Origin of the sequence: Candidatus Symbiobacter mobilis CR (assembly GCF_000477435.1) — a bacterium.
Classification (GTDB): Bacteria; Pseudomonadota; Gammaproteobacteria; order Burkholderiales; family Burkholderiaceae_C; genus Rhodoferax; species Rhodoferax mobilis.
Genome location: NC_022576.1, coordinates 1349950 through 1364672 on the forward strand (window position 1 = coordinate 1349950; position 14723 = coordinate 1364672).

The window sequence follows — 14723 nt, forward strand, 5'->3', positions numbered from 1 at the left end:
GTTCCCGGCTTTCCCATCGCATAGGCTCATATACCGTGTGATACAAAGAAAAACCCATTCAGCACGCTTCTCCACGCTTCTTTACGCTGTGCCATGTCTCCCGCCCACGCAGCCCATCCCCACACCGACCGCATCCTCCTCGTCGACGATGACTCCCGAGGCCGTGAACTGCTACGGCGCTATCTCATCCAACAAGGTTTCGACGTGCTCCAAGCGGAAGACGGGGCAGCCATGGCCCGCTTGCGCTTGCGTGAGACTGTCGATCTCATCGTGCTCGACCTGATGCTCCCTGGAGAAGATGGCCTCAGCCTATGCAAACGCATGAGGGCCGACGGCGATACCACGCCAGTCATCATGCTCACCGCCAAAGGCAACGATATAGATCGGATCCATGGCCTCGAAGAAGGCGCGGACGACTACCTTGGCAAGCCCTGTAACCCCATGGAGCTGGTGGCGCGCATCCACGCCGTGTTGCGCCGCCGCCCTTTGCAGGAAGACCCCGGCGCCCCAGCCACGCAGCAAGAAACCGTCTGCTTTGGCGCCTATGCCTTCGATGTAGGCGCACGGACCCTACACCGTGGGACAGAGGAACTATCGCTGACCAGTGGCGAATTCGCACTACTCAAGGTGCTGGTTCGCAATGCCCGCAAACCCTTGTCGCGGGAAAAGCTGTCCCAGCTCGCCCGTGGACGCAGCTTTGAACCGCTGGATCGCAGCCTCGACGTGCAGATCTCCCGCCTGCGCAAGCTCATTGAAGACGACCATACCCAGCCCCGCTATATCCAGACCGTCTGGGGCGTAGGCTACGTATTCATCCCCGATGACCTTGCCTGATTCGGCATTGCCCCCCACGCCGGGACATGCCGTGCGGCGGCGGGGCGTGGGGCTGTTTTGGCGTACCTTCCTGCTACTGAGCGCGTGGATCGCCATCAGCACGTTGGCTTGGGTGCAAACCCTGCGCGAGGCCGACCAAGGCCCCCATGCAGTGCATACCGCAAGACATTTGGTCTCCCTGGTGCGCGTGGTGCGTGCTGCGCTGGAGCATTTGCCAGCGGATCGTGTAACGCCTTTTTTCCAAGGACTGCAAGGGGGGGAGCATTTGCGCGTGGTTCCACACCATGCCGATGATCGGCATCAACCCCTGGCAGACAACGCCCTTGCGCAGCGCATTGCCGAGGCTGTCTCCCGATTGCTCGGCGCCCCAACACCACTCGCAACGTCGGTCAATGGTGCCCAGGGTCTCTGGATTCTGTTCGACACCCATGCAGGGTCCTACTGGCTGCGTGCCGACCCTGCACTGCTGCACCCCTTGGTTGACCCTGTGCGCTTGGCGTGGTTATGGACGGCGGTCGGGTTTTCGCTGGTCGGCGCGGTATGGCTGGCGCGGTGGGTGAATCTGCCTGTGGCGCGGCTGTCTTTTGCAACGAGCCGCATCCGCGAAGGCGACTTCGCCGCCAGCACGCTCGACGAATCCGTGCAAGCCCCGGAACTGCGCGACGTCCATGTCGGGTTCAACCGCATGGCGCAGCAGCTTGCGCGCATCGACCAAGATCGTGCCGTGATGCTCGCGGGCATCTCGCACGATCTACGCACCCCGTTGGGGCACTTGCGGCTGGAAATCGAGCTGGCCGTTCCCGATCCGCAGTCCCGCGCCAACATGGTGCGTGATATCGCGCAACTCGATGCCATCGTCGACAAGTTTCTCGATTACGCGCGGCCCGGGCAGCCTCACGCGCAACCCGTAGCGCTGCGCGAGGTGCTCGCAACTTGCATGGATCCGCTGCGCAACAACAAAGACGTGGGCATGGTGCTGGATATGACCGAGGATTTGCACGTGCTCGGAGACCCCGTCGAGCTGGCGCGCATCATCGCCAACCTGCTGGAAAACGCTGCCCGCTATGGCAAATCCGTCGATACGGGCATCGCACGCATCGCGCTGCATGCCCATGGCGAGGGAGACGACGTCGTGCTGTGCGTGCGGGATCACGGCATCGGTATCGCCGATGCGCAGATCGACCAGATCACCACCCCTTTTTTCCGGGGGGAAGCCGCACGCACGGCCACGACTGGCGCTGGCCTGGGGCTGGCCATCGTCGAACGGCTCGTGCTGCGAATGGCCGGTACCCTGCAACTGCGCAATGCGGAAGAGGGAGGGTTGTTAGTGCGGATCGTCCTGCCCAGCGCCACAAGGTAGGAGCGACTTCCGTCGCGATGCACCCTACCACCCCACCGTCAGCCGCAGATAGTAGTACGCGCCGTTGTACCCAAAAGGGGCGTACTGGCTGTAGGGAACGATATCGCCGGAGCTGATCACGCTCTTCGCGCCAGTCTCTCCCCATGCTTGGGGGTATGCATCAAAAAGGTTCGTGGCGCCGACGGCAAGGGTCACATCCTTGGCTAGGCGATAGGCCACTTCGGCGTCGAGCGTCCAGCGGGCGGCAAAAGTCACTTTGTCGTAGTTTGCGGTACTGGAATACTTGCCGAAGCGGTTCAGGTTGAGCACGACGTCGACGTCGCGCATCGAGTACTGCGTCCACAGCTTGAAGGCATCACGGGGCTGTGCGCCTTCAATCAACACCCGCACGAAGGGTTCGAGAATCAAATCCATCATGTCCACGCCCAGCACGGACGGAGCGGGGTTGACCTGCGTGATCGCCGTCTTGCTGTATTGGTACGCGCCCACCCATTTGAGCCGCGCACTGTTCTCTAGCGACTGCCGGTATTCCAGCCGCAAGTCGATGCCTCGCGTGCGCGTGGCGATGGCATTGGTGAAGTACACGGCACCCTCCACACCATGCTGTCGCAAGATCTCCACCGCCTGCGGACTGAGCGATTGCAAACTCCCCGCCGAGATGTACCCCGTCGGCAGGATACGGTCGGCGATGTCCGTCCAAAACACATCGGCGCTGGCCGTGAGCTGCGAGGAAGGCTGGAGCACTATTCCCACAGTCAGGTGTTGCGATTCCTCTGGCTTGAGCGCCGTGGCCCCCAGCGCCCGCGCAACGGGGTGATCGACCCCATAGTTGCCGAATGTCATGAGGGAATCCCCATCGCGGTAGGAAGCGGTCGAAGAAAAGTGCGACTGCGATAGCGATGGTGCACGGAATCCTGTGCTGGCGCTGGCGCGTAGCAGGGTATCTTCGTTGGCGCGGTAACGCAGGGCAAGCTTGCCGTTGAGCGTGGAGCCAAAGTCACTGTAGCGCTCGGCACGCGCTGCGGTGTCGATGCTGAGCCGCTCGGACAGGCTGTATTTCCAGTCTCCGTAGAGGGAATAGGCATCGCGGGTGGCAGACACTGCGTTCTCCGGGCTAAAGCCGCCAAAGCCTTGGGAACCGGCGTACCACGGCAAATCCTGGCCCAGCCTGTACGAGGCAGGCTCCCCTGGGGTAATGCGGTAGTGTTCCCGACGGAGTTCGACGCCGCCTGCCCAATAGTGGCGCCCCACTCTCTTGCTGATGTCTCCATTTAGGGTCTGCTGCGTATACCGCGTTGCCCCGGAGTCGAAGGACGTGGGAGAGGATGCCCCCATTGACCGGTTCAGCGAATGGTTGACGTAGAAGTGGTAGTCGTTTTGCCCATGCGTCAGACTCCAATCCCAGCGGGTGCCGTCTGCCCACAACCCCCGTACCCCACCTGTTGCGGTGGTATCGGTGATCTTGGGCTCGATCAACGGCAAAAAGCCGTCGGGATAGATCGCAGGGATATTGCGGTCGCTGTTCGCAGTGCGGTAAAAGGCCCCGGCGCTGCTGCGGCGGGTATCGTGGAGGACGTGGAAATAGGGGGTGACATCGCCGTGCGGCAGTTCGCCATGGATGGCCAACAAGGCATCCTGCGTGTCGGCATCGCCGAAGTGCGTGTTGATCCTGCCCCCGTCTGCGGGATCCGGGCCAGCGCGGTTCGTAGGCCCACGATCATGCAGCGCGGCTGTCAGGTTCAGAAAACCATCCCCAGCCAGCGGTTGGGAAAGGAACACATCTGCATGACGCTGGGTCCCATCCCCCTTGGTGGTGCGGCCAGCGCCGACCGTGGCGTGACTCCCGTACCCGTAGCCTTTGAGGACGATGTTGAGAATGCCGGCAATGGCCTCTGAACCATACTGGGCCGCAGCGCCGTCACGCAGCACTTCAACCCGCTCGACCGCGTACAGGGGGATCGTGTCGAGATCGACACCGGAACTACCCCGGCCCACGGTACCGTTGTTGTGCAGCAGCGAACTCTGGTGCAGCCGCTTGCCGTTGACGAGCACAAGCACTTGGTCGGGGTTGAGTCCGCGCAGCGTGAAAGGCGGTGCATGGTCTGTGCCGTCGGCAATCGACGGGCGGGGCGCGTTGAACCCCACCACCAGCATGGTCAGCGCACGTTGCAGAGAGCTTTGGCCCGTGGACTGAAGCTGTGCAGCAGTGATGACATCGATCGGCACCTCGGCGTCGAGCGCGTCGCGGCTGCCCCCGCGCGAACCAACCTCGGCCTTGGCCTGGGTTTCGATACGCAGCAGTTCTTCCAACGGACGGTCGTAATAGACCTTGCTGTCTTGCACCGCCCGGTCAACGGCCCACACGACATCCCCTGCTCCCATCCACATTACCGCGGACAGCAATACCAACGAAACCCTTTTCATGGCCGTACCCCCCGCAGCACCGTGGCAATCGACAACAACGGCGCGCCAATCCGCAACCCGGCATGCATTGCTGCATCGTGGTTGATCTTGATGCGGGCGCGCTGTTCCACGAAGTCGAGCTGGATGATCCCGCCGCTTTCGGCAAAACCCTTTGTACTGCCAACGGTCAAGATATGGTGCGCCTTGGCATACTCGATTGCCGCCTGGCGCTCGGCAGATCTGGCCAAGGTAAGGAACAGGATGTCGGTATCCGGCGGGACTTCCTCCAACCGATGCGCATAGCGCAGCACGATGGGCTTGCCGTGGATGCTCTTGTCCCGGTATAGATGATCAAGCAGGGAGCCGAAAGGGTTGTCGCCGAGCAGCGTGATGACGAAAGACTCGCGCTGTTGGACCGGCCATTCGATGTAGCTGGCCAGGCGGCCGATGAACACGGCTTGCAACTTGCGTTCCTCATCGCTGGCCCACGCACAGGGTATGCGCAGCAGCGCAAGCAGCACCAACAAAAAACAAAGATTTTTCACCGTGATCTCCTCCTGGGCCACCCCCGCGATCAACCCACGACGAACCGATTTCGGCCAGACTCCTTGGCGCGGTACATCGCCTCGTCCGCAGTCTTGATCATGCTCTCGATCACCCCTTCGAGGGCATCGTCTGCGCTCGGAGTCCGCGCATGCACGCCAAGGCTGACTGTCACGTACAGGAACCCGTCGCCTTGCAGATTGATGCGGTACTCCTGCACGCTGCTGCGAATGCGCTCGGCCACTGCCGCCGCCATCTCCACCGTGGCCCCTTCGCAGATCACCAGGAATTCCTCGCCTCCGAAGCGAGCGACGAGGTCGTACTCGCGTGCGCTATCTTGCAACACCCTCGCCACCGTCTGGAGCACCAGGTCGCCCGCCGGGTGTCCATAGTGGTCGTTGACCTTCTTGAAAAAGTCGATGTCGAGCATGACGACGCCCAGCGGTTCCCCTTTGCGTTGGGAACGCGCCAGCATCGTCGCCAACACATCCATCGCGTGGCGACGATTCGCCAGCCCGGTAAGCGCATCGGTCGTGGCCAGTTTGCTCAGACGCTCGTCACGTTCACGCACCTCGGCCAGCATCGCGTCGAACCCTTCGTATAGCTCGCCAAACTCGTCGCTGCGCTGCACGCTCAAAGCGTGGCGATAGTCTTTCGTCGCAGCCACCGAATGCATGGCCGCGACCAAATCCAGGATGGGGCGCGTGAATAGCGCTTGCAGCCGCACGGATAGGAACACCAGGACGACGAGGGTCAGTAGGGAAATGGACAACTGCACGAGGATGAAGTCCCGAATCTTGGTCCGCAGCCTCTGCGTATCGGAAATCACTGCAAGGACGCCAATCGGCTTGCCATCGAACCACACCGTCTGGAGCACCCCCATGCAGTCGTCGTGCAAGTGTTCGACGGTTGCTTCCTGGTCAAACAGCTTCTGCGATTCGGCAGTGATCGTGTCCCGCACATGCTGCAGCATGGCATCCCCTTGCGCTTTCGACAACGTGGGATGGCGGTACTGGCTCCATACCTTGCCAACATCGTCGGTGACCACGGCCAGCAGAATGTGCGAATCCACCCGGAGCGGCGCAAGGATGTTGCCCGCGCTGTGTACGTCATGAAACGCCAGCGCGGCGCGCATGTTTTCGCTGATGACGCTCGTGAGCTGTTGCAACACCCGCAGCGAGGCGCGCGATTCGGTCACGTAGGTCGTATACGACGTGATGAGGGAAGACACCAGCAACGCCAGCGCTGCACTACCAGCAAGCAACACGACCAATTTGAACCGGATCGACAACTTGTGGAACATAGTCAGAATGACCCAAAGGCTGCGATTCTCACTGACTGCCATGGCCTTTCGTAGGCACCCTGCATCAGGAAAAGCAGGAAAGGAAAGTCATGGGAGTTTTCCTCACCCCCAACCCTGCTCCCGCTGTGCCCCTACCGTATGCACACATGTAAGCGGCCACGATGCATTGCCAGATACGGCTGATGCAGTGCATTCACCCAACGTAGTTTCATGCCGGATGAAATACCCAGCGGCTGCACGTCGATCCCTGCCAGCGCAGGTGCGATGACCAGCACACCTTGGTCATCAAAGCTGATGAGGAAGCGGTCAAACAGCGCGTCCAGGTTTGCACTGAGCAGAAAGCCGTTGAACACATCCATCCGCTCTGCATCCGTCGCGCATTCGGCCCATGGCTTGGCGTGGCTTGCACGCAGCACCTCCGGTATGGCCATACCAGTTACGGCGCACGCACCTCCCCAGTAGTCCAACATTGCGTCACGAAACTTGTTTTGCCCAACGCGCTGACGAACCATGCGTTCGACCTCAGTACCTGCAATGCCTGCTGGAAGCTCTGCCAGTTCTGCAGCCACTGCCTGCTGGTAATCATTCGCGGCCTGACTAGGCAGTGCACGGGAAAGACTGGCCGCACGGCGCAGCAATGCTGCCAAATCCGACTCGGTGGCTACCCGGAACGCATCAGCGATTGGCATGACGCGCCGAGGCCAGGGTGACACCACGCACATCGGAGGCCACGACATGCTCGAAGCCATTGTCGTTGCCGGTTTTCTCGATGAGTATGCGTTGTAGAGGGTTCATTCCAGAGTCCCAGGTGTATCGACAATGGCATTCCACTCAGGCGATTCGCGGCGAATCACCGCCCCATCCTCTAGGCATTGATTGCCACCTTGATTTGTCATCGCGATACTCTCTAGAATGCAAAGACTCATCAGCCCAAGGCTGAAGGAGTTGGGCCAGCGCCATGTGCGCTGGCCTTTCTGTTTCTGGCTCATGGCAACCGCTTGCTGTACTTCTTGAGCAACGCCCTGCGCTTGCTCTCGTAGTCCACCCAATACGCTGTGATCAGGCGGCGACATCCATCGCGGTAGCGTTTCATCACGATCACGTAATCGAAATGCTCTAGCCACACGTAGGTGTGCATATCACCATCGCCCTCTTCGTAATCCCATGCCTTGATCTCGGGCTGCACACAGTTGTCCAGCATGGGGCGCGCCCATGGCAAGCGCTCTGAGCGCCGGAAATCTGGCAGGCGGTTGCCAGAGCGCGGAGGGTCTTCTCGCTCAACCAGATGCCAAAAAATCAACTCTTTACCCCGATCCTTTTCGGGGAAGAACCAAACCTCATGTCCGGCGTAGCACGCAGGCTGGCTCACAAAGTCGCGATGGAAATCGTGTACAAGGCTTCCATCACCTGTTCGCTCCACGGTGACATCGGGAACATGGCAGGCAACCATGCAGGCGGCTTCATCACGGTCATGACGGCTACACCTGCCTTGGGCTAAACAAGAAGATGTTGATCTTCTGCTCCCGCAACGGTGTGGAAAACGACAAACTACACCCCCATTTGCGCTCCAGATGCTCAAGCACCGCCACTTTGGCCGGGTTGCCCTGCAAATTGCGGTGACGGTAGGCCAGCGCCCCCGTCAAGTAATCCGCCACCTGCATCAACTCTGCTTCGTGAGAATGGATATTCTGGATATGCCCAATCATGTCGCTGGTAAAGTCATACACGTTATTACACAAAACCTCGCGCAATCGTTTCAGTTTCAGGCGGCTGCGCGTGTCTTTGATATCCAGATAAATCGCATACTGACTGTCGGGCGACAAAATTTTGTTAAGCAGGGAAAACTGCATCTTGTAATAAAAAAGATCATGATCGCCCTGATTGAATGCCGCATGGTTCAATGCTTGCTTGTTCAATACCACCAAGCCCCGAAAATGCAGCGGTGATTCAGCCAAGAACCAATCAATGATTTCCAGGTAAAACGGCAATCGGGATTCGGAAGTTTTTGACCATTTCAACTCCCCCCGCGCCCGATGCCGGGCTTTGATATCGCGTAGTTCTGCCCCCAAGCGGCGGGCATCGTCCTTCGGGCACCAGATCGCCCCCAGCACCATGATCGGTTGGCCGTCGTTTTCCAGATGGCAAGATTCATCGCAATACACGTTGTAGAGCGTTATCTTATCGATGGGCATCAGCGCAATTCTCCTGTTTCCAATCGACCCCACGCCGCCGCCAGCATCTGCCATCCCAAACAGAATTCGTGCAGCTCTTTATTTTTGAGGCCGATGGTGATTCGTTGCACAGGGGTCATTTCATCATCCCTGATGTATTGACAATGCGATTCCACTCCAGCGCCCGCTTACGCCAGTGGGTGTCGATGGCTTGCGTGAAATCGGGGCGAACCAGCTTGGCGCGGGCTTCACACCACTCGGGCGATTCCCGGCGAATCACCACACCCTCCAGGGAACCTTTGCGGTAATGACTCGCTTTCGTAACAACAAGCTGCTTGAGCGCGGTCACCGTGGTCTTGCCATGCAGCACTGGCGGCACAGTCACCAAACATGCGCTACTTGCCAGTGCATTGCGGCGCAGACTGCTCCAGAAACGGTCTGCAGAGCGGTCATACACATCAAAGAGCAGAAACCAGTCTGGCAGTGCCGCGTAATCCAGCGAATGGCGTGCGGCACACCATTCGCCGAACAGAATGAGGTTGGGTGCCAGTGCAGAACGCAGTGCTTCATCATGCTGCGCCAGCCATGCAGGCAAGCGGGCGAACTGCCCGGCGTGGGGCGCTGAAAGATACTGCCCTCGGTTCTGTGCTCGCAAACGGCCATCCGGGGAAAGAGACAGGCCGACGTTGGCCCCATCCAGCTTTTCCTCCACCGCCACATCACCAGCCAGAAGCGCCGTCACCTCATTGGGCAACAAGACCTTGTCGTCGCGTGGGGTGCCTTCGCCCAGCCAAGCAAGGTGCGGTGTGTGGGGGAAGCGGAAGAAGTCGGTCATGTTGTGCCTCCCGTTCAGCGAGCCTTCTTGTCTGCATGTTTTTGCCGTGACCAGTCTTCAATGATCGGCTCTAATAAAACGCTGTTTGCCAGAAGATCACCTTCCCAATCATGCCAATCAGTGTCCCCGGCAAAAGCAACACATCCCTCGCCGTACTGCCTATGTGAATCTAGCGCAGCGGCCACCATTTTCTTGTCTGCGTCGTCATGAATCACTGCCAACAACGGCGGCTGCAAGATTCCATGACCATGCTCGTCATAAGCAACATTGACGTTATCAACGGCTGCGGTACTCCACTTGTGCATGACCACCTGAATCCCGAAATCATTAAAACCGAGTTTATTGTTGTACTCTTCATAAATGCCACCAGCCAAATCCAGCACCATCCGCGATGGACTAGACTGAAATGCGTCGAGCCATTGCCATACCCGCATTCGCAGCTTCGGATCAGTGGGTGTTGCATCAATATCCTTGGGGTGAGTTGGGTCGGCCGCGCTGGCGGCAATCAGCACATTGGTATCCACCACATAACGTGCTCTCATACTTTGGCTTCCTGCTGACGGGTAAACATCAGGCGGGCTTGCTCACGGGTCTCGCCTAACGCATCGCCAAAGAAACCTTCCGGCCAGTTTTTCACACGACCGAATTCGTCCAGTTCCAACTGACGCATGGAGGCAGTTTTATCCTTGCATTCCACAAAATACATAGCAGAATCGCTTGGTGTAATCTTCTGTTTGGCCATTAAAGTTTGCATGCGTCGGAACAGGTGTTCGGAATGCGTTTCGACAATAAACTGGACGTTTCTTTCTTGGCTTAATTCCACGAATAGCTCGGCCAATACAGACTGCGCCAATGGATGAAGATGAATTTCCGGCTCTTCAAGCATGATGGTGCTACCGCTCGGTGCAAGGTAGGCCAACGTCAGCACCGGCAATACTTGTGATATGCCAATACCCACATCACGCAAGTTTGCTTCGACTTCAGCGCGATGTATGACAACCTCATAGCGTGTGGAACGCCCCAATTGCTTCACTTCCAGTTTATCGGCGATCTTCATTCGCACCAACCATTTGGAAACCCCTTCGATGATGCGATTTTGATCTTCCCTCTTCATTAAGGCACTGGCCAAAAGTACATCAACGGCGCGATGACCATCGCTACCTATTCCGCCAGGATTGGCCTTATTCCAGACATAGTCCCGCTCAGGCTTTCTGCGCAACGGGCCAAGATAGACAATGTTTTCCAACTCGCGGCGAATGGATAAGCTCAAATCCTCCAACGTGGTTCCATCTTGTCCCAGCTTGGCAATTGCCTCTGCCGACAACGATACCGAACGTTCAGGGGCCAGATGACGCCCTTTATCTCGTGGTTGACTCTCATCATTTACTGTGACCGAGTAGGCGCCTTTTTCGCGGCGAACGGCCCGGAACTGGTGTACATTGGTTTTGAGAAGCCAATCCTGGATCACAACCCCCCCAGCCGAATTTTGGCCGTAACTACAGAATAAATCACCTTCTTTAACACGCAAGTCTGCGTGTGATTGAAAGCTAAAGCTCAATGAAAACTGACGAGGGTTCGACGTACCCTGGCGCAATACATTGTCAAAATCACCAAAATTAAAGATGTCGTTGGTTTCGTCGCCACCCAGATTCAAATGAATGCTGCGATCGGGTGACTGCACCGTCTGTTTGAGTAGCAACAGGCTTTGAATTAACGTTGATTTGCCGGATGAATTAGTGCCTAGTAACATGGTGACGGGCTTCAATACAACGTCACCTGTGTCTTGCCACGCCTTGAAATTAGTCAGTCTTAATCGGTTAAACATAAGAGGAATTCTCCTTTTTCCAATCGATCCCACGCTTCCAGCACCAGCCTTTGCGTACGGTATTCGCCATATTCACGCTCTTCGTTTTTCTTCCACTCGTTCCCACGCTCCAGCGTGGGAATGCAGCCCGCACCGCTCCAGCGGTGCAGCCTGTGCATCGTGGCAACGCAGGATGCACAGGGCGATGGGGAATGCCATGTCTGGTATGGGTTGCCAAAGTTTTAAGGATGGGAGGATCGCCCAACCACCTTGCTGCGATGCCGAAGCTGTACCGGCGAACGCACACCCCGGATTCCGTTTCACTCCATCCGGGCTACGGGGTGGGCTGGGAGCGAGGGTGTATCGCCCTCGGGTATTTCGAGGGAAAGATGCCCTCGCTCCCAGGTTTTTGGCGCACATTCCACATCACTGTGCATTGCACCCGGGTTCGAGAACAAAAATTTGTAGCTGCTATCGTGTTCGGTTCCCATGGCCGAATAGTAGGGCGTAACGGGCAAAACTGCCTACCATGTACCGTGCATTGATTGCGAGGGTTCGGCAAGGGATGCATCACTGCCCTTACCCCGCCAAATACCAAAAAATGTATGCATACGGTAGCCTTCAAGGGTGAGGGGGGGCAAAGAGGCATAGGTCAATCTGGTAAGGCAGCAGCAGATCGTCAAGCTGTGCTGCGGTAAGTTGGGGTGCCATCAGGGCGATGTCGATGTCCGAACCGGGACGGTAACGTGAACCGAACACCAAGGCACGCAAAATGGCCGGAGTGCGGGCAAATTCGGCACAGAGTTGCTGACGTATGGCGGGACTCAGGCCGAATACGGAAGCGTCAGTCGGATTGAACATGGCGCAAGGCCTCCATGCGGTGCGCAAAGGCGACGAAGATCGACTCGTAGCAATGGTCAATCCATTCGACCAATTGGCGAGCAGTGACTTCATCATAGGTATAGGCCGATCGGTTGCGGCTTTTGATGGTGTCCATCCAGCCTTCGCCATCTTGTATCAATCCACGTTGGAAAGCTTCGCGGATGGCATCACGGGAACCTGTCAAGGTGACATTGCCCTGGTATTCAAAATAATCCTTCATCACCTTCCACCCGAGTTCCTGGGTGAATTCGAAGGCTTTGATCAAACCCAGTTGTTCCAGTTTGGAGAGAGATCGCTGGTGATGCAGGGCCACAGCGTCGTTCAGTTGCGCCAAGGCGCGGTTGTAGTTGGCCAGGCGTTGCTGCCAACGGATGTCTGGTACATCCATAGGTAGGGAATGTGTCATGACGTTCTTGCTATTAGGACTTACGCAAAACCACCCCAGCGTTGTTGTCCCGGCTTGCCGTACGTCTTGTACTGTCTGCGCCGGGACACCTAGCTGAACCGGCTTTGCGTAAGTCCTGAAACGAGCTGTACTCACTGACAAGTTGGTCACGGAAGCCAAATACGTTGTTCATCTTTACGTCCTTCCCTTGGGCGCACGGTAACCAAGCGCCGCCCCATCCGCTGCCCCCCTGCTACCGGTACACGTCCGGTTCCCCCACAGGGCGATTCTTGAAGCGCTTGTGTACCCAGTAGTACTGTTCCGGCATGGCATCGATATAACCCTGCAAGCGCTCGTTCATCTGTACGGTATCGGCAATGGGATCGCCGCCGGGAAAGTCCGTCCATGCGGGCAGGATATGGATGTCGTACCCGCGCCGCGTCATCTGGCTCACGACCGGGATGACCTGGGCCTTGGCCAATCGTGCGAAGCGGGACAAGCTGGGCACCGTCGCTGCGCTGACCCCGTAGAACGGAACGAAGACGGACTCTTGCGGGCCGAAATTCATATCGGGTAGCAGATACAGCGGGTGCCCCTGGCGCAGCGAACCGACGATGGTGCGCACCCCATCGGCACGCCGAAACAACCGCACCGTGCCGAAACGTTGGCGGCCCTGCTGGATCCACCGATCCATTCCCGGGTTGGACTGCTGGGTGTAGATCGTCGTCCAGGAACGCGGCAATTGCTGGGTCATCGCCGTCCAGCCTGCATCGAGCCCGACGAAGTGCGGGGCGAACAGCACAGTGGGTTCATCCCCTTCTAGCGCAGCGACTTCCCCACACAAGCGCAGCCGGTTGCGCACTACGCACGGCGAGCCGTGCCACAACCAGCTTCGATCCAGCCACGCCTGCGCAAAACGCACGAACACCCGCCGTGCCAACGAATGAATCTCGGCAGGGCTGCGCTGGGGAAAGCACAACCGCAGGTTCACGCAAACGATGTGCCGACGCTCACGCACTACCCCGTACAGCAGGTGGCCCAGCAGCCACCCCAGCGAACGGACCCAAGGCAAGGGGACATACGCCAACGCCCGCATCAGCGCAACCGTCAACCAGTTGCTCATGGCTTGGCGTCGGGGTGTGACACGTCTTCGGGCATTTTGTACCGTGCATATCCCCACAGGTATTGCCCAGGGCATTGCAGGATCAGGTGTTCCATCGCGACATTGATCTCGCGCACCGCATCTTCCAACGCTGCGGGCAGGCTGTGGAGTAGCGGGCACGCATGTACGCGGTACCCCCGCCCCCAGCCGAGCCGTTCCCCCCATACCAGTAAGACATGCGCGCCCGTATGCAGCGCCAGCCGCGCAGCCAGCGGGGACACATAGGCGTCACGCCCGAACACTGGTGCGATGATGCCCATGCCTGCCGGGGGCACCTGGTCGGGCAGCAGCCCCACGCACCCCCCACGGCGCAACGCCTGCACCAGTCTGCGCACCCCGGAAAGGTCGGTGGGCACTGCGCACATCCCCGGTCTGGTACGTGCCCCCTCGACGACTGCGCGCAGCCACGCCTTGCGCGGCGGGCGGAACAGTACTGTGATGGGGTGCTCTGCGCCAAAACGCGCCGCGAATGCCTGCGCTGCCACCTCGAAACACCCCAGGTGCGGCGTCAACAACAGCAGCCCTTGGCCAGACTGCAAGGCGGACTCGATATGCGCTGCCCCCGTCCATTCCACGGCAACGGGCTTGCCAAACCAGAGCCGAGGCAATTCCGCGACCATCTTGCCAGCTTCCCCCACCGCGCGCCAGCGTTCACGCCGCCCTACCCCAGCCTGCCCGGCATGAGAGAGATAGCGTTCGCGATAGGTGGCCGAACCCAGGTATGCAGCCCAACCCAACCCCCACCCCACGGCATGTAACAACCACAACGGGCAGTGGGACAGCAGTCGAAAAATGGCCTGCATCGCTGGACTACACTCGATTCGTCGCTGAGTTACGGAACTACTTGCAGGGCGACAACCCCACAAGGGCGGTGACTGGTGCCACTGCGCGGGCAGCCCCATCGGCTGCTTGGCAGGCTGTTTGGGCTAACCCCCTCAGGCAGCGCACCGGGGCCGCGATTGTGCCTTTCGGCCGGTTTTGCCGGCTTGCCTGCTAAAGCGTTCGCCAAAGCTCCCCGGGCCGTGGCAACGCCTGTTGCAC

At 58.8% G+C, this 14723-nt stretch carries 17 protein-coding genes; 2 read left to right on the forward strand and 15 right to left on the reverse strand.

Annotated features, from left to right (window positions below):
* The first annotated feature begins 93 nt into the window (after window positions 1-93).
* Together ompR and CENROD_RS05550 are read left to right on the forward strand one after the other, a co-directional pair.
* The gene (gene ompR / locus CENROD_RS05545; protein ID WP_022772286.1) at window positions 94-834 is read left to right on the forward strand and encodes an osmolarity response regulator transcription factor OmpR; all 741 of its coding nucleotides are present in this window, start codon (window positions 94-96) and stop codon (window positions 832-834) included.
* Window positions 821-2194, forward strand: a complete 1374-nt coding sequence (locus CENROD_RS05550; protein ID WP_022772290.1) for an ATP-binding protein — start codon at window positions 821-823, stop codon at window positions 2192-2194. The genes ompR and CENROD_RS05550 overlap by 14 nt, the downstream gene beginning before the upstream one ends.
* A gap of 24 nt (window positions 2195-2218) precedes the next feature.
* On the opposite strand, the gene CENROD_RS05555 is transcribed toward CENROD_RS05550, so the two are convergent.
* The 15 genes from CENROD_RS05555 to CENROD_RS05615 all read right to left on the reverse strand — a co-directional run bounded on the left by CENROD_RS05555 (window position 2219) and on the right by CENROD_RS05615 (window position 14485).
* Complete coding sequence (locus tag CENROD_RS05555) at window positions 2219-4558, reverse strand: TonB-dependent receptor plug domain-containing protein (RefSeq protein WP_187292339.1); 2340 nt, start codon at window positions 4556-4558, stop codon at window positions 2219-2221.
* Between the two features lie 56 nt (window positions 4559-4614).
* Complete coding sequence (locus CENROD_RS05560) at window positions 4615-5142, reverse strand: YfiR family protein (protein WP_022772299.1); 528 nt, start codon at window positions 5140-5142, stop codon at window positions 4615-4617.
* Window positions 5143-5171: 29 nt separating this feature from the next.
* Complete coding sequence (locus tag CENROD_RS12445; RefSeq protein WP_051360315.1) at window positions 5172-6485, reverse strand: sensor domain-containing diguanylate cyclase; 1314 nt, start codon at window positions 6483-6485, stop codon at window positions 5172-5174.
* Between the two features lie 89 nt (window positions 6486-6574).
* Window positions 6575-7132: an HNH endonuclease gene (locus CENROD_RS05570; protein WP_022772307.1), complete on the reverse strand. Its 558-nt coding sequence runs from the start codon at window positions 7130-7132 to the stop codon at window positions 6575-6577.
* A 102-nt stretch (window positions 7133-7234) separates the two neighbouring features.
* On the reverse strand, window positions 7235-7432 hold the full coding sequence (locus tag CENROD_RS13530; protein ID WP_151194592.1) for a hypothetical protein: 198 nt from the start codon (window positions 7430-7432) through the stop codon (window positions 7235-7237).
* A complete protein-coding gene (locus CENROD_RS14055) occupies window positions 7429-7893 on the reverse strand; it encodes a hypothetical protein (RefSeq protein ID WP_022772311.1) in 465 nt (154 codons plus the stop codon). Before CENROD_RS14055 ends, CENROD_RS13530 begins: the two co-directional genes overlap by 4 nt.
* Window positions 7894-7921: 28 nt before the next feature.
* Window positions 7922-8689 (reverse strand): DUF3800 domain-containing protein, encoded by a 768-nt coding sequence (locus tag CENROD_RS05580; protein ID WP_202961178.1) that lies wholly within the window; start codon window positions 8687-8689, stop codon window positions 7922-7924.
* 61 nt (window positions 8690-8750) lie between these two features.
* The gene (locus CENROD_RS05585; protein WP_022772321.1) at window positions 8751-9449 is read right to left on the reverse strand and encodes an RNA ligase family protein; all 699 of its coding nucleotides are present in this window, start codon (window positions 9447-9449) and stop codon (window positions 8751-8753) included.
* A gap of 14 nt (window positions 9450-9463) precedes the next feature.
* The gene (locus CENROD_RS05590) at window positions 9464-9991 is read right to left on the reverse strand and encodes a hypothetical protein (RefSeq protein ID WP_022772325.1); all 528 of its coding nucleotides are present in this window, start codon (window positions 9989-9991) and stop codon (window positions 9464-9466) included.
* Window positions 9988-11214, reverse strand: a complete 1227-nt coding sequence (locus tag CENROD_RS05595; protein ID WP_238551832.1) for an AAA family ATPase — start codon at window positions 11212-11214, stop codon at window positions 9988-9990. Before CENROD_RS05595 ends, CENROD_RS05590 begins: the two co-directional genes overlap by 4 nt.
* 44 nt (window positions 11215-11258) lie before the next feature.
* Entirely contained in the window at window positions 11259-11432 is a 174-nt protein-coding gene (locus tag CENROD_RS13885) for a hypothetical protein (protein ID WP_022772333.1), read from the reverse strand.
* A 442-nt stretch (window positions 11433-11874) separates the two neighbouring features.
* Window positions 11875-12114: a nucleotidyltransferase domain-containing protein gene (locus tag CENROD_RS05600; RefSeq protein ID WP_022772343.1), complete on the reverse strand. Its 240-nt coding sequence runs from the start codon at window positions 12112-12114 to the stop codon at window positions 11875-11877.
* Window positions 12098-12541 carry a nucleotidyltransferase substrate binding protein gene (locus tag CENROD_RS05605; RefSeq protein WP_022772349.1) on the reverse strand — a complete coding sequence of 148 codons (444 nt, stop codon included), beginning with the start codon at window positions 12539-12541 and terminating at the stop codon, window positions 12098-12100. Before CENROD_RS05605 ends, CENROD_RS05600 begins: the two co-directional genes overlap by 17 nt.
* A gap of 232 nt (window positions 12542-12773) precedes the next feature.
* Window positions 12774-13643 carry an LpxL/LpxP family acyltransferase gene (locus tag CENROD_RS05610; RefSeq protein ID WP_022772354.1) on the reverse strand — a complete coding sequence of 290 codons (870 nt, stop codon included), beginning with the start codon at window positions 13641-13643 and terminating at the stop codon, window positions 12774-12776.
* Window positions 13640-14485 (reverse strand): lysophospholipid acyltransferase family protein, encoded by an 846-nt coding sequence (locus tag CENROD_RS05615; RefSeq protein ID WP_022772358.1) that lies wholly within the window; start codon window positions 14483-14485, stop codon window positions 13640-13642. The genes CENROD_RS05610 and CENROD_RS05615 overlap by 4 nt, the downstream gene beginning before the upstream one ends.
* Window positions 14486-14723: the final 238 nt, after the last annotated feature.

Bases quoted from the DNA above. Each gene is read 5' to 3' on its own strand.
- CENROD_RS05580 (WP_202961178.1), bottom strand. From the start codon at position 8,689: ATGGCAGATGCTGGCGGCGGCGTGGGGTCGATTGGAAACAGGAGAATT.
- CENROD_RS05605 (WP_022772349.1), bottom strand. From the start codon at position 12,541: ATGACACATTCCCTACCTATGGATGTACCAGACATCCGTTGGCAGCAA.
- CENROD_RS13530 (WP_151194592.1), bottom strand. From the start codon at position 7,432: ATGAGCCAGAAACAGAAAGGCCAGCGCACATGGCGCTGGCCCAACTCC.
- CENROD_RS05615 (WP_022772358.1), bottom strand. From the start codon at position 14,485: ATGCAGGCCATTTTTCGACTGCTGTCCCACTGCCCGTTGTGGTTGTTA.
- CENROD_RS05590 (WP_022772325.1), bottom strand. From the start codon at position 9,991: ATGAGAGCACGTTATGTGGTGGATACCAATGTGCTGATTGCCGCCAGC.
- CENROD_RS14055 (WP_022772311.1), bottom strand. From the start codon at position 7,893: ATGGTTGCCTGCCATGTTCCCGATGTCACCGTGGAGCGAACAGGTGAT.
- CENROD_RS05585 (WP_022772321.1), bottom strand. From the start codon at position 9,449: ATGACCGACTTCTTCCGCTTCCCCCACACACCGCACCTTGCTTGGCTG.
- CENROD_RS05550 (WP_022772290.1), top strand. From the start codon at position 821: ATGACCTTGCCTGATTCGGCATTGCCCCCCACGCCGGGACATGCCGTG.
- ompR (WP_022772286.1), top strand. From the start codon at position 94: ATGTCTCCCGCCCACGCAGCCCATCCCCACACCGACCGCATCCTCCTC.
- CENROD_RS12445 (WP_051360315.1), bottom strand. From the start codon at position 6,485: ATGGCAGTCAGTGAGAATCGCAGCCTTTGGGTCATTCTGACTATGTTC.
- CENROD_RS13885 (WP_022772333.1), bottom strand. From the start codon at position 11,432: ATGCACAGGCTGCACCGCTGGAGCGGTGCGGGCTGCATTCCCACGCTG.
- CENROD_RS05570 (WP_022772307.1), bottom strand. From the start codon at position 7,132: ATGCCAATCGCTGATGCGTTCCGGGTAGCCACCGAGTCGGATTTGGCA.
- CENROD_RS05600 (WP_022772343.1), bottom strand. From the start codon at position 12,114: ATGTTCAATCCGACTGACGCTTCCGTATTCGGCCTGAGTCCCGCCATA.
- CENROD_RS05610 (WP_022772354.1), bottom strand. From the start codon at position 13,643: ATGAGCAACTGGTTGACGGTTGCGCTGATGCGGGCGTTGGCGTATGTC.